Origin of the sequence: Paenibacillus sp. NPDC058071, assembly GCF_042885235.1 — a bacterium.
Classification (GTDB): Bacteria; Bacillota; Bacilli; order Paenibacillales; family Paenibacillaceae; genus Pristimantibacillus.
Window position 1 is genome coordinate 14,633 of the sequence record NZ_JBHVSK010000022.1, and the last position, 13,570, is coordinate 28,202.

The 13,570-nt window shown below is 52.3% G+C and carries 10 protein-coding genes; 5 read left to right on the forward strand and 5 right to left on the reverse strand.

Going from position 1 to position 13,570, the window contains the following annotated elements; translation table 11 throughout:
• Nucleotides 1-47 precede the first annotated feature (47 nt).
• The 3 genes from argS to ACFVTB_RS24810 all read right to left on the reverse strand — a co-directional run bounded on the left by argS (nt 48) and on the right by ACFVTB_RS24810 (nt 3,020).
• On the reverse strand, nt 48-1,724 hold the full coding sequence (argS, locus tag ACFVTB_RS24800; RefSeq protein ID WP_387755480.1) for an arginine--tRNA ligase: 1,677 nt from the start codon (nt 1,722-1,724) through the stop codon (nt 48-50).
• A gap of 239 nt (nt 1,725-1,963) precedes the next feature.
• Complete coding sequence (locus ACFVTB_RS24805) at nt 1,964-2,404, reverse strand: YwiB family protein (protein WP_387755483.1); 441 nt, start codon at nt 2,402-2,404, stop codon at nt 1,964-1,966.
• A 64-nt stretch (nt 2,405-2,468) separates the two neighbouring features.
• Nucleotides 2,469-3,020 carry a DNA-deoxyinosine glycosylase gene (locus ACFVTB_RS24810; RefSeq protein ID WP_387755486.1) on the reverse strand — a complete coding sequence of 184 codons (552 nt, stop codon included), beginning with the start codon at nt 3,018-3,020 and terminating at the stop codon, nt 2,469-2,471.
• A 273-nt stretch (nt 3,021-3,293) separates the two neighbouring features.
• Between ACFVTB_RS24810 and ACFVTB_RS24815 the strand changes: the two genes are divergently transcribed.
• On the forward strand, nt 3,294-5,720 hold the full coding sequence (locus ACFVTB_RS24815; RefSeq protein WP_387755489.1) for an S-layer homology domain-containing protein: 2,427 nt from the start codon (nt 3,294-3,296) through the stop codon (nt 5,718-5,720).
• A 109-nt stretch (nt 5,721-5,829) separates the two neighbouring features.
• Here the strand turns inward: ACFVTB_RS24815 and speB are convergent, their stop codons facing one another.
• Together speB and speE are read right to left on the reverse strand one after the other, a co-directional pair.
• Entirely contained in the window at nt 5,830-6,699 is an 870-nt protein-coding gene (gene speB, locus ACFVTB_RS24820) for an agmatinase (protein ID WP_387755492.1), read from the reverse strand.
• An 18-nt stretch (nt 6,700-6,717) separates the two neighbouring features.
• Nucleotides 6,718-7,545 (reverse strand): polyamine aminopropyltransferase, encoded by an 828-nt coding sequence (gene speE / locus ACFVTB_RS24825; RefSeq protein ID WP_387755495.1) that lies wholly within the window; start codon nt 7,543-7,545, stop codon nt 6,718-6,720.
• Nucleotides 7,546-7,762: 217 nt separating this feature from the next.
• On the opposite strand from speE, the gene ACFVTB_RS24830 reads away from it, so the two are divergent.
• The 4 genes from ACFVTB_RS24830 to ACFVTB_RS24845 all read left to right on the forward strand — a co-directional run bounded on the left by ACFVTB_RS24830 (nt 7,763) and on the right by ACFVTB_RS24845 (nt 13,570).
• Nucleotides 7,763-9,856 carry a transglycosylase domain-containing protein gene (locus tag ACFVTB_RS24830; RefSeq protein WP_387755498.1) on the forward strand — a complete coding sequence of 698 codons (2,094 nt, stop codon included), beginning with the start codon at nt 7,763-7,765 and terminating at the stop codon, nt 9,854-9,856.
• Between the two features lie 163 nt (nt 9,857-10,019).
• Nucleotides 10,020-10,319: a hypothetical protein gene (locus ACFVTB_RS24835; RefSeq protein ID WP_387755501.1), complete on the forward strand. Its 300-nt coding sequence runs from the start codon at nt 10,020-10,022 to the stop codon at nt 10,317-10,319.
• Nucleotides 10,320-10,597: 278 nt separating this feature from the next.
• Nucleotides 10,598-11,569, forward strand: a complete 972-nt coding sequence (cyoA, locus tag ACFVTB_RS24840) for a ubiquinol oxidase subunit II (RefSeq protein WP_387755679.1) — start codon at nt 10,598-10,600, stop codon at nt 11,567-11,569.
• Nucleotides 11,570-11,593: 24 nt separating this feature from the next.
• Entirely contained in the window at nt 11,594-13,570 is a 1,977-nt protein-coding gene (locus ACFVTB_RS24845) for a cbb3-type cytochrome c oxidase subunit I (RefSeq protein WP_387755504.1), read from the forward strand.

Here is a 13,570-nt window from a genome sequence, read left to right on the forward strand (position 1 = left end):
CAAGGAGCTGTTCCTTGCACCGCCATATTAATGAAGCAAAGCAGATACTACATCCGTTCCGGAGCAGATACGCCGACTAGGCGCAGCGCGTTCGCGATAACGGTGCGGACGGCGCCAAGCAACGCCAGACGGGCTTGCGTTTGCTCTGCGTCGTCGGTAATGACGCGTTCCGCTTTGTAATAGCTGTGGAATTGCGAAGCCAATTCATATACGTAACGCACGATGCGGTGAGGCGCATATTGCTCAGCAGCTTCGGCCACTTCTTGCGGCAACTCGCCGAGCTTGCGCAGCAGGTCGTACTCCGCTTCGGAAGACAGCTTGCTGAAGTTAAGACCGTCCTTCTGAACGGCGATGCCTTGCTCCTCCGCCTGGCGGAAAATACTGCAGATACGAGCATGGGCGTATTGAACGTAGAATACCGGGTTTTCGTTCGAAGTCGAGATCGCAAGGTCCATATCGAAGTCGAGATGCGAGTCCATGCTGCGCATCGTGAAGAAGTAACGGATTGCGTCGACGCCGACTTCATCCATCAGATCTTGCATGGTTACCGCTTTGCCGGTACGTTTGGACATTTTCACTTTTTCGCCGTCCTGGAACAGGCTGACCATTTGGGCGATAAGTACGACCAGCTTGTCGGGATCGTTGCCAAGAGCAGCCATCGCCGCTTTTACGCGCGGAATATAGCCATGATGATCGGCTCCCCAAATATTGATCATACGATCGTAGCCGCGGCTAAACTTGTCGCGATGATAGGCGATGTCAGGCGTCAAATAGGTGTACGAGCCGTCATTTTTCACAAGCACGCGGTTCTTGTCGTCGCCATACGGCATCGTCGACAGCCAGGTCGCGCCCTCTTCTTCGTAGACTTGGCCTTTCTCTTTCAAAGCTTCCAGCGCCTTCTCTACTTGACCGCTTTCATACAGCGACGTTTCACTGTACCAGATGTCAAAGCCGACGCGGAACCTGCCGAGATCGCGTTTGATCTTATCCAGCTCTTTCTCCAAGCCGTATTTGCGGAAGTAAACAAAACGCTCCTCTTCCGGCAGGGAAAGCAGGCGCTCGCCCTCTTGTTCAGACAGCTCTTTGCCGAAGCCAACGATATCTTCGCCGTGGTAGCCGTCTTCCGGCATTGCCGCGTCTTGTCCAAGCGCCTGACGATAGCGCGCTTCAATCGAACGAGCCAGATTGTTTACCTGATTGCCCGCATCATTAATGTAGTACTCGCGAGTAACTTCGTATCCGGCAAAATCGAGCACGTTGCACAGCGCGTCGCCAACAGCCGCGCCGCGCGCATGACCAAGATGGAGGCTGCCTGTCGGATTGGCGCTGACAAACTCCACTTCGACGCGTTTGCCTGCTCCGAGGCTCAAGCGGCCGTAGTCGTCTCCCGCCGCCGTCACTTCACTGATAACCGAATACAAATAGCTTTTATCGATGCGGAAGTTAATAAAGCCAGGTCCTGCGATTTCCGCCGATTGAATGCCGAACTTCTCGCCGTTCAAATTGGCGATGATGGTCTCCGCGATTTGACGCGGATTTTTTTTAGCCAGCTTCGTCAGCTGCATCGCAGCGTTTGTAGCCAGATCCCCGTGCGCCTTGTCTTTCGGCACCTCAAGGACGAATGCCGGCAGCTCCTCGCGTGAGGCCAGTCCTCCGGCCACCGCCGCATCGGCGATCGCCTCTTTTACTTTCTCATACATTTGATCCAACACGTTTGTGCTCATTTTTATCCTCCTAAAAACTTTGCGTAGCAAAGTTTACTTCGTAAGCATTCACTTAAACTTTGCGTAGCAAAGTTTGACTTCGTAAGCATTCACTTAAAAACTTTGCGAAGCAAAGTTCGCTTCGTAAGCATTACAGCAGAGTTAATCCGTAAGCTTTCACTTAATCCTCGCGCAGCAAAGCTGCTTGGTCAGCATTGACCAACACTTTACGACACAAAGTCATTTCGCGGCCCAATGCGTTAAGCCTCAGCCGCAGCAATGTGCAGCCGATTCTGAAACCGGCCCGTCAATTCGCCTTCGACCCAAATCTCGTACTTCCATTCTACCGTAAAAGGCGGCGTCAGGTCTCCGTCGTCACGACCGCCGCCGGCCCGGTACGCAAGCCTTTGCGTTTCCGTCTCCATGGTGAAGGAGGTATACGGGGAGCGGTACTGTCCAGGCTGGCGACTGCCGCCTCGCAAAAAAAGCTGATCCGACTCGACCGCGCCCTTCCGCGTAATGAAAAGCTCGTCCGGCCTGCAGCGCACAATCGTCCGTACCGCTTCGGTTCCTTCCCCTTCTTCGTAGCGGATATAAACCGAGCGGTCCTTGCGGAACCACTCGCCGGGATAGACATGCCGCGTCGATTGGCCGCCCTGCTTGCTTTCCAGCGTCACCGTAACTGTCATTTTGTCCGACATTGCGTTAAACTCCTAATTCCAGTCTTCTCGTATGTTACTACTATATACAGGTAGCCTCGCAATTTCAATGTTTAAAAGGTGTCTTCCTTCCGTCCGCTTCCTCCTCCAAATAAGGAAGTACCGCGCTCCAGGCCTGAATTCGATCTTCCAGATTGCGCATCTTCTGCGTCGGGATTGGACTCGTCGACGGCAGCTTCAATGCAGCGATATGTTTCAAGGCCGGATGATCGCGAAAAAACTTGCGATAGGTATCGTATGCCTTGCTCCCATTAAAAGCGAAACAGCGCAAGCCTGGATATTGCTCTAATAGCTTCGGCAGATCGTTAGGTTCCTCTTCCCGGATATTAACGTCAAGACTGCCTTCACGCACACATGACTCGATGACGTCGAACACCGCAAGCCTGTGCTCCTGTAGGAAAGCAAGCCTTCGCTTGTAATCAGAATCGGGATCGCCGGCTCCGAACAAGCCATACACGACGCCCCAAAAGTAATTGCGGGGATGACCATAAAATTGCCCGTGTTCCAATGATTTAACGCTTGGCGCCGTTCCGAGCACAAGCACGCGAGCCCGCCGGTCGATAACGGGAGGGAACGAATGAATGCGTTCTGTTTCCATCGTTTCAATCAATCCCTTCATATATAATACAGTTCTCAATAACTGCTTTGCCGATGACCTTCACTTTCTTCTATTCTACACCAGTAGGTATAAGGTATGCCCTGCTTTCGACATCTTTTTCATCGAATGCGACAATAGACGCATATTTTAATACATTTTTTTACATCTCTTGCATCATTTTAATGTCCTTCTTTATTAAGATATGGTAAATTATCCAAATGGATGGAGTGCTAAAATCATCCAGCGGATACGTAATTTGAGGAGGAGCAGTAGATGTCAAAGAAATGGTTAAGCAGCTTTACCGCACTACTGATCGCACTAAGTCTTTGCCTGCCTCACGCAGGTACGGTTCAAGGTGCGGAAGCAAGCGCGGTTAGCGGCGATACAGCACAAGCGCTTACCGATATTTCAGGAAGCTGGGCGGAGCAAACCATCCTGAATCTTGTCGGACTAGGTGCTATTAAAGGCTATCAGGACGGAACGTTTAAACCGAATAAATCGATTTCCAGAGCCGAAATCGTAAGCGTTACCAATCAGCTTTTCAGCTACACAACCGCTACAGCCTCTACATACAAAGACGTGCCAGCCGCCAGCTGGTATTCGAAAGAAGTAGGCAAAGCGCAGCAGGCTGGTTATATATCCGGCTATGCGGACGGCACCTTCCGTCCAAACCAAGCGATTACGCGCCAAGAGTTGGCCGTTATGATCGCCAAGCTGCTGAAGCTTGCGCCATCGGATTCCGCCAACCGGTACACAGATACAGCTAGCAGCCCATCGTGGAGCAAAGGCGCGATCGGCGCTGTTATTGATGGGGGCGTCATGACCGGCTATGCGGGACAAACGTTTAAGCCTGCCGGCAACGTGACAAGAGCTGAAGCAGTGACGGTGCTGGAACGCGCATATAACAAGCTTGCCGTAACCTATGACCAAGCAGGCGTATACGGACCTGAGACTGGTATTGAGAAAATTACGGGCAACGTTGTCATCGATGCAGCCGGAATTACGCTGCGCAATGTCGAAATCAGCGGCAATCTTCTTCTAGGTGAAGGGATCGGCGAAGGCGACGTCACGCTGCAAAACGTGAAGGTACATGGCACAACGACCGTTCGCGGCGGTGGGGAAAACAGCATTCATTTCGAAAACTCCATTATGGTCACCGTCGTGGTCGATAAAGCGAGCGGCAAGGTACGAATCGTTGTAAACGGGGCGACCCAAATCGCCGATGTTACCATTCAATCAAACGCTAAGCTCGAAGCCGAAGCAGGCGCCGAGATCAACAGCGTTACGCTGGCAAAAGCACTGCCTGCCCAATCGAATGTGCAGCTGGTAGGCGCATTTGAATCGGTTAACGTAATCGCAACCAATATCGTGGTCGACATTCCGAAAGGCTCGATTAAAGAGTTCAACGTGAGCGAGCAAGCAAACGGCTCGACCATCAACGTCGGCAAAGAAGCGGCGATTATCTCCTTAATTATGAATGCGGCTACGAGCGTGCTCGGCGAAGGTAAAGTTCAAAGCGCAACGATCAATGCCGAAGGTATTTCCATGAACAAAGCGCCGGAGCAAACGAAGCTCGGCTCCAACGTACCGGCAGACACGAAAGTAAACGTAGGCGGCAAGGACACCGTTCCGGGTCAAACTGGCCCTAATGCCGGAACTCCGGGCAGCGGCGGCTCAGGCGGCGGCAACGGTGGAAACGGCGGTGTCGTCGATCCATCGCCTGGCAACCCAGATCCGTCGCCAACGCCATCACCGACGCCAAACCCTGGCGGCGGCAACGGCGGTACAACTCCATTGCCGACAGGCCCAGTTCCAATCCTTTCCGAAGTACAGTATGAAACAACTGTCGGTAAAAGCGTCTATGCGATCAGCAGCCTGGACGGCACACTCTATATTGCTGAAAGCGGCACTACCCGCAACACGATCGTCCTTGAGGAAGCCGTAAAGGCGGGCAAAGCGGTAAAAGCGGCGGCAACAGCTAACGAAGGCGTCTATATCGATACGACCGGGTTAAGCAAGAATAAGGTCTCTTTTATTGTTGTGGCCCTCAGTACGGGCGGCCAGTTGTCCGATCCATCCTATATTAAATTGTACGCAAGCGCTGACGATGCTTTAGAATTCGCGACAACGTACAGTACACCGAGCACTAATAGCAGAATCGGACTGTCTTTCAATAAGCTCATTGAGAACAATCTAACTGATCTCGATGCTTTGAAAGCGGCTTTGACCTACTCCACTGACGGGGTTAACTTCTCCCCACTCGCGGCCAATGACACGATTCTTATTTCTACCAATGAACTTCAGGTGAACTTTGCGATCCCGTACAGCGGAACAAACAATCAGCTCAAGCTCGAAGCAGGTTCCATTAGAGACTGGAGCGGCAAGGTCTACAACCAAGAGTTGATCTCTCACCCTGTGAAGGCCGGCTTGAAGGTGACCAAAATGTCTTACGCCGACCGTTTCAAAGCGGGCGAGCCCGTTACAGTTCGCGTTAACCAGCCGGCAACGGTCTACCTCGTTCGCGTTGCACCATTTAATACGCTGTACGATGTAGAGAATGAAGTCGTAGCCGGACGGGGTAAAAAGCTGGCGATCGCAGCAGCCGATCAGGATGCTGATATTCCGACCGACGGCCTGGCCCCAGGCAACTACCGCGTCATGATCTGGGCAGGGAACGAATTTATGATCACGATTGAGTAGAGTTTAGAATTACGCACGATCATTCCTTCTTGCCTTGCTGGCCTGTGTTCTATTAATTGCAGGCACCAAAAAAAGCTTGTCCCGCAAACCGGGACAAGCTTTTTTTACGTTATTTAATGAAACCGAGCAGCATTTCGCGGATGACCTTCGACGCAACGATTTGCGTCTGCTCCGTCGGATCGTAAGCAGGAGCTACTTCGACCAGATCGCAGCCGACAACGTTCACGCCGGAACGGGCGATCGCATGCACCGCATCGATCAGCTCCTTCGACGTAATGCCGCCTGCTTCCGCAGTACCTGTACCTGGCGCCGCCGAAGGATCGAGTACATCGATGTCGATCGTCAGGTAGACAGGACGTCCGGCCAACTCAGGAAGCACTTTTTTCAAAGGCTCGAGCACTTCGAACGGGTGGAAGTTAATGTTCTCGCGAGCAAACTGCCATTCTTCGCGGGAGCCCGAGCGAATACCGAACTGGTAGACATTCTTGCCGCCGATCAGGCCTGCCGCTTTGCGCAGCGGCGTCGAGTGGGACAACGGCTCTCCTTCATACGACTCGCGCAGGTCAGCGTGAGCATCGAAATGGATGATAGCGAGGTCCGGATATTTCGCGTACACTTCACGGAAGATCGGCCACGAAACGAGATGCTCACCGCCAAGGCCAACCGGCATCTTGCCGTCGTTCAACACGCCGCGCACGAACTCGCCGATAATTTCAAGGCTGCGCTCCGCGTTACCGAACGGCAGCAGCAGATCGCCTGCATCGAAATATTCGATTTCCTCCAGGCTGCGGTCGAGGTATGGGCTGTACTCTTCCAAGCCGATCGAAACCTCGCGAATGCGTGGCGGGCCGAAGCGCGAGCCCGGACGGAAGCTGACCGTAAAGTCCATCGGCATACCGTAAATAACAGCCTTCGATGCCTCGTAATCCTCAGAGCTTAAAATAAAGACGTTTCCGGAATATTTTTGATCCAATTTCATGATGTTCATCCTACCTTTCTATTTCAGCAAATCCTCAACGAACTTCGGCAGCACGAAGGCCGCTTTGTGCAATCGAGGCGTGTAGTATTTGGTTTCTAATTCAGGGATTTCGGATTCCGCCACTTCAAGCGGATCGTATTTCTTGCTGCCCAAAGTGAATGTCCACAGGCCGCTCGGATACGTCGGAATATTAGCGCCATAAACACGGACGATCGGGAACACTTCCTTCACGTCTTTATTGACGCTTTGAATGAGATCCGCTTTGAACCAAGGGTTATCCGTTTGCGCCACGAAGATGCCGTCTTCCTTCAAGGACTCGTAGATGCCTTGATAGAAGCCGCGAGTAAACAGGTTTGCAGCAGGACCAACGGGCTCGGTGGAGTCTACCATAATAACGTCGTATTCGTTCTTATGGTCGTGAATATGCATAAAGCCGTCGTTCACGAGCACTTCAACGCGAGGATTGTCCAGCTCGCAAGCGATTGTCGGCAAATACTTCTTCGAATATTCGATTACTTTTCCATCAATATCGACGAGAACTGCTTTTTTCACTTTCGGATGCTTCATTACTTCGCGGACAACGCCGCCGTCTCCGCCGCCAACGATGAGTACGTTCTCTGGATTCGGATGCGTCGACAGAACCGGATGGGCAACCATCTCATGGTATACGAATTCATCCTTCACCGTCGTCATGACCATACCGTCCAGAACGAGCATCGTGCCGAACTCTTCCGTCTCGATCATATCGAGCTGTTGAAAATCGGTTTGTTCATTTACATACGTCTTTGTGATTTTCGCCGTAATGCCGAAGCTCTCGGTCTGCTTCTCCGTAAACCACATCTCCATGTCGATAGATCCCTTCTTTCTTTCAATGGCTCAAGATGTATTATAGTAGTTCGCGGCGAAAAAGCAACCTTTTCCCAGTTTAGCCTTCGTCCGTCGGCTTGGCGGAAAAGCTGAGCGCAAAAATAGCGGAAGGATAAAGCTCTCTGTTGAATATACGCCCTCCGCTTTTTCCATACTAAGGAAGAGCAGCCGTGAAAGTGAAGGGGGTTTACGCTTCATGAAAAAAACCAAATTCCGCCCCGGAAAGCCGGGCCAAAAATATGCTTTTCCCAAAATCAACGAGCGCTTCCTGCCTTATCTGCTAAAGATGAAAAAGAGGATGAGGCGCGCTACCATTATTGCCGCATCCTTTGTGTTGCTCATCGCCGGAGGACTGCTTTATTTGCGCATGCAATCGCTGCCTGTCGCCACAATCAGCCAGACGTCGCAAATGCTCGATTTGCAAGGCCAAATCATCGATACGTTTCACGCCGGGGAAAACCGCCATTCGGTCCCGCTTGATCATATTTCGCCCTATGTCGTGCAGGCGACGCTCGCCATTGAGGACCGGCGCTTTTTCGACCATCACGGCTTCGATGTGAAGGGGCTGGCGCGCGCGGTCGTCGTCAATGTCGAGTCGCTGTCCGCCAAGCAAGGGGCAAGCACGCTGACGCAGCAGCTTGCGCGCAACCTTTACCTGTCCCACGAGAAAACGTGGCAGCGCAAGATGAAGGAAGCCGTCTATACAGTGCAGCTTGAAATGAATTATTCGAAGAAAGAAATTCTCGGGCTCTATTTAAACCAAATTTACTACGGTCATGGCGCTTACGGCATCGAGGCCGCCTCGCGTCTCTACTATAATAAGAAGGCATCCGAATTGACGCTCGCGGAAAGCGCGATGCTGGCCGGCATTCCGAAGGGGCCGAAATACTATTCGCCGTTCATGAATATGAAAAATGCAAAGGACCGCCAGCACGTCATCTTGAATGAAATGGTCAGAGCCGGCGATATTACACAAGCTGAAGCGGATGCTGCCTATAAAGATGTACTGAAGCTGCAGCCGCTCGGCACCGGAGACCAGTCCGGGTTCGCCCCCTATTTTCGCGACTACGTCCGTTACATAGCAGTGGATAAGCTTGGTATTAATGAACAGTTGCTGAACGAAGGGGGCATCACCATCTATACGACGCTCGATCCGACCGCTCAACGGGCGGCGGAAGAAGCGATCGAGAAAGGACTCGCGGGCGGCGAGGACCAGGAAGCGGCGCTAATCTCGATCGATCCGCGCAACGGCTATATTAAAGCGATGGTCGGCGGCCGCGATTACGGCAAAAATCAGCTCAACCGGACGCTCGTCGAAACGCGCCAGCCCGGCTCCTCGTTCAAGCCGATTTTATATTTGACGGCGTTGCAGCAAAAGCTAATGACGCCCGTGTCCCGGTTCAAGAGCGAGCCGACGTCTTTTACCTACGATGAAGGACGCAAAACTTATGAGCCGCGCAACTACAACGATAAATATTTCAACGATTATATCGATATGCGCACCGCCATGGCCAGCTCGGACAATATTTATGCGGTAAGCACCTTTATGACGGTCGGCTCCGATAAGGTCATAGAGACGGCGAGAAAGCTCGGCATCACAAGCCCACTCAATCCCGTACCGTCGCTTGCGCTCGGCACCTCGCCGATCAGTCCGCTGCAAATGGCTTCGGCGTTCGGCACGTTCGCAAGCGGGGGCATCCGCCACGAGCCGGTTGCCATACTGCGCATTACGGACCGCAACGGACATCTATTATATGAAGCGAAAGACCAAGCCATCCAAGCCATCGATCCGGCCAACGCTTACGTCATGACTTCATTAATGGAAAGCGTCTTTCAAGGCGGCGGTACGGCCAGCCGTATCGCTGCGCTCATTCACCGGCCGGTGGCCGGCAAGTCGGGAACGACGGCAACGGATGCTTGGCTCGTCGGCTTCACGCCAGAGCTTGCCACCGCTGTCTGGACAGGCTACGACAAAGGCCGGAAGCTCACGGTCGCGGAAGCGCACCGGGCCGCACCGATCTTTGCGAACTATACGGAACAGGCGCTGGCCGCCGTCCCGCCCAAAATGTTCACCATACCGCCTGGCGTTTCTGAAGTCTACATCGATCCATCCAGCGGCAAGCTAGCCGCCGATACTTGTCCGAGCAAGCGGCTGGAAGCATTCGTCATCGGCACTGAACCGACCGAGATTTGCGGCAAGCCGACTACCGCGGGAGAAGAGCGGCAGGAAGGCTCGCAAGAAGAACGCCGGACGTGGTGGAAAGACTTTAAGCGGTGGTGGCATAACTGATCAAGCTGCAAATCAAATTGGCAGCGATTCGGTAAATCAGACAAACCTTCGCTTAAATATGGCGGAACTTTGATCAAATTTTGAATTTTCTTTGAACAAAATTCGTATATTGTGGTATAGTATGAATAAGAAAGCACTTACAACAGTTCGGGAGTGTTCAATTATGACTACAAAATCCGCAACCATTAGCAGCATTCAGCCTGCAACCGTAGCGTCTGTTAAACGCCTTGTTAAATTAATGACGATTTTCGCATGGACCGTGTTGGCGATCGGCGTCGTTCTTAGTTTAGTGAAAATCGGCCACTTCAGCGAAGAGAACGTCTTTCTGATGGTCGGAATCGGCTTCATGGTCGGCAGCGTGTTTATTTTCGTCATCGGAACCGCTATCGGTCTCGTTCATGCAAGAATGAATCAAGCGCTAGCAGAGCAAGCTAATGCCGACGATCAGGGTAACGCGCTCTAACGTTAGGCTGGAGAAAGACAGGAAACCGCCCTTCGCCGTTACGGTGAATGGGGCGGTTTTTCTTTTCTGAAACGGTTACACGGCTTCCTTTCTCAACTCTTGGAACATCGGTGTCGAACTGGTGAACTTTCTATTACAGAAAAAAGACGAATTGTTGACGTAATTGTTAATGCGGCAGTATTTCGCTGACACATCTGTTATGTTAAAGCCAAGAGTAAAACCTGAGGAGTTGAATTATCGTGAGACCGTACCTTCGTCTGTTGACACCCTTGCTCATCATGCTGATGACCGTTCTGCTCACAGGCTGCGGAGAGCAATACCTCGTACTCGATCCGAAAGGACCGATCGGCCAATCGCAGAAAGACTTAATCATCATCAGCACCGTCCTGTGCGCGATCGTTCTCGTGCCGGTCTTGATTCTAACTGCCGTCATCGTATGGCGCTATCGTGACAAAAAAGGCAACAAAGCCGCTTATCATCCGAACTGGGAGCACAGCACCAAGCTGGAAACGATCTGGTGGAGCATTCCAATCGTTGTCATCGCTGCATTGGCCGTTATTACGGTGCAGTACACCCATAAGCTGGAGCCTTCCAAGCCACTCGTATCCGACAAGGAACCGCTTGTTATTGAAGCAACCTCGCTGGATTGGAAATGGCTGTTCACTTATCCTGAAGAGGGCATCTCGACCGTAAATTATATCCAGATTCCGCAAGATCGTCCGATTCAGTTCAAAGTAACAGCTGACACAGCGATGAATTCCTTCTGGATTCCGCAGCTCGGCGGTCAAATCTATGCGATGTCCGGCATGGCGATGACACTTCATTTGCAAGCTGATGAGCCGGGCCTCTATTACGGATCGGGCGCCAACTTCACTGGTGAGCTGTTCGCGAAGATGACCTTCGACGTGAAAGCCACTTCCGATGAAGAGTTCGACGCTTGGGTAGACGAGGTTAAAAATACGTATCCAGCCTTGACGCAGGAAGGCTTCGAGGAGCTGCGCCAGCCAGGCGCATCCGATCAGCAGTTCTTCTCTGCTTTCCCAGAAGGCTTGTTCTATAGCGTAGCCATGCAGCATGTGAAAGACGGCAGCTCCGGCCACCATCATGGAGGCGGCGCGGAAGAGTCCGCTAAGACGACTAAGCCGTCGAAGGACGTCTCCCATGAAGGCCACGAAAACCATGCAGGTGCAGCAGGCGCGGATCAAGGCTCGGCGGAAATCGCCGATGCCGACATCCATGCTGGACATTAGGATTAGAAAGAAAGGAGACGCCTCATGTTTCAGAATTTCATCGATTTCATGCTGAATGACTTTTTTGTCACCGGCGATCCCCTCATATTAGGGGCTCAAGTATCCATCGCTCTGGCGACGGTTGCGATCGTGTTCGTACTTACTTACTTTAAAAAATGGCGTTGGCTCTGGACCGAATGGCTGACCACGGTCGATCATAAAAAGATCGGCATCATGTACATCATCGCCTCCATCCTTATGCTGTTCCGCGGCGGCGTCGATGCGCTGCTCATTCGGACGCAGCTTGCGCTTCCTAATTTAGAGTTCTTGCATGCCGATCACTATAACGCCATATTCACGACTCACGGCGTTATTATGATTCTGTTTATGGCGATGCCGCTCATGTTCGGTTTGTTCAATATCATCGTACCGCTGCAAATTGGCGCACGTGACGTTGCCTTTCCGTTCCTGAACTCACTCAGCTTCTGGCTCTTCTTCTTCGGCGCCATGCTGTTCAACGTTTCGTTCGTTATCGGCGGCTCGCCTGATGCAGGCTGGCTGGCCTATCCGCCGCTTTCGGAGCTTTCGGGCAGTCCGGGCGTCGGCCAAGATTTCTACATTTGGGGCATTCAGATTTCCGGTATCGGCTCGCTCGCATCGGGTATCAACTTCGTCGTTACGATTTTGAAAATGCGCGCGCCTGGCATGAAACTTATGCAAATGCCGATGTTCACATGGTCGGTTCTGTCGTCTTCGATTACGATCATGTTCGCATTCCCGATTTTGACTGTTACACTGTTCCTGCTGTTCATTGACCGCTATCTGGGCGCGCATTTCTTCACGCTCGACGGCGGCGGCAATCCGATGATGTATATCAACCTCATCTGGATGTGGGGACACCCGGAAGTATATATCGTTATATTGCCGGCCTTCGGTATCTTCTCCGAGATCGTCTCGACGTTCGCGAAGAAAAAACTGTTCGGCTACAAATCGATGGTGTTCGCCCTCATGTCGATCAGCTTCTTCTCGTTCTTCACTTGGGCTCACCATTTCTTCACCATGGGTTCCGGCGCTAACGTCAACGCGTTCTTCGCCGTTACTACGATGATTATTGCAATCCCGACAGGGGTTAAAATATTCAACTGGCTATTCACCATGTTCCGAGGCCGGATTACGTTCTCACAGCCGATGCTGTGGACGATTGCCTTTATTCCGTGCTTCATCGTCGGCGGTATGACGGGGGTACTGCTCTCTGTCGCTCCGGCCGACTTCCAGTTCCATAACAGCTACTTCCTGATCGCCCACTTCCACCAAGTGCTGATCGGCGGCGTCGTGTTCGGTTACTTCGCAGGCCTCTACTACTGGTGGCCGAAGATGTTCGGCTTCAAGCTGCACGACGGTATCGGCAAATGGGTATTCTGGCTGTGGAACATCGGTTTCTATGTTTGCTTCATGCCGCAATACGCGCTTGGTCTGATGGGCATGACGCGCCGGTTCAACGAATACAACTTCGATATGGGCTGGCAGCCGCTTAACGTCGTATCCACGATCGGCGGTTTCATCATGGGTCTTGCGTTCCTGTTCCAAGTTTGGCAGATTGCGCACAGCATCAAGTTCTTGAAAAAAGAAAAAACCGGCGACAACTGGGACGGCCGTACGCTCGAATGGTCCACTCCTTCGCCGGCGCCGGTATACAATTTCGCTCGCTTGCCGGTTGTAACCAGCCAAGACGAGTGGTGGGAAGAAAAACAGCGTATTGCGAATGGCGGAGCACCTAAGCCGCTTGCGCCGCTGGAACCGATTCATATGCCGAAAAACTCGGCGATTCCGTTCATCATGTCCGTCTTCTTCTTCATCGCAGGCTTCGGCTTCGTATGGGGTTGGACATGGATGATCATACCAGGACTGCTTGGCGTCGCGATCTGCATGCTCGCCCGTTCGTTCAGCTACGATACCGATTACTACATCCCAGTAGACGAAATCGAGCGTACGGAAGCAGCCGCGTTAAGGGGGTCACAATAA

Excerpts from the sequence above, each read along its gene's own strand:
- cyoA (WP_387755679.1), top strand. The coding sequence starts at position 10,598 with ATGCTGATGACCGTTCTGCTCACAGGCTGCGGAGAGCAATACCTCGTA.
- speE (WP_387755495.1), bottom strand. The coding sequence starts at position 7,545 with ATGGAGATGTGGTTTACGGAGAAGCAGACCGAGAGCTTCGGCATTACG.
- speB (WP_387755492.1), bottom strand. The coding sequence starts at position 6,699 with ATGAAATTGGATCAAAAATATTCCGGAAACGTCTTTATTTTAAGCTCT.
- argS (WP_387755480.1), bottom strand. The coding sequence starts at position 1,724 with ATGAGCACAAACGTGTTGGATCAAATGTATGAGAAAGTAAAAGAGGCG.
- ACFVTB_RS24810 (WP_387755486.1), bottom strand. The coding sequence starts at position 3,020 with ATGGAAACAGAACGCATTCATTCGTTCCCTCCCGTTATCGACCGGCGG.
- ACFVTB_RS24845 (WP_387755504.1), top strand. The coding sequence starts at position 11,594 with ATGTTTCAGAATTTCATCGATTTCATGCTGAATGACTTTTTTGTCACC.
- ACFVTB_RS24835 (WP_387755501.1), top strand. The coding sequence starts at position 10,020 with ATGACTACAAAATCCGCAACCATTAGCAGCATTCAGCCTGCAACCGTA.
- ACFVTB_RS24830 (WP_387755498.1), top strand. The coding sequence starts at position 7,763 with ATGAAAAAAACCAAATTCCGCCCCGGAAAGCCGGGCCAAAAATATGCT.
- ACFVTB_RS24815 (WP_387755489.1), top strand. The coding sequence starts at position 3,294 with ATGTCAAAGAAATGGTTAAGCAGCTTTACCGCACTACTGATCGCACTA.
- ACFVTB_RS24805 (WP_387755483.1), bottom strand. The coding sequence starts at position 2,404 with ATGTCGGACAAAATGACAGTTACGGTGACGCTGGAAAGCAAGCAGGGC.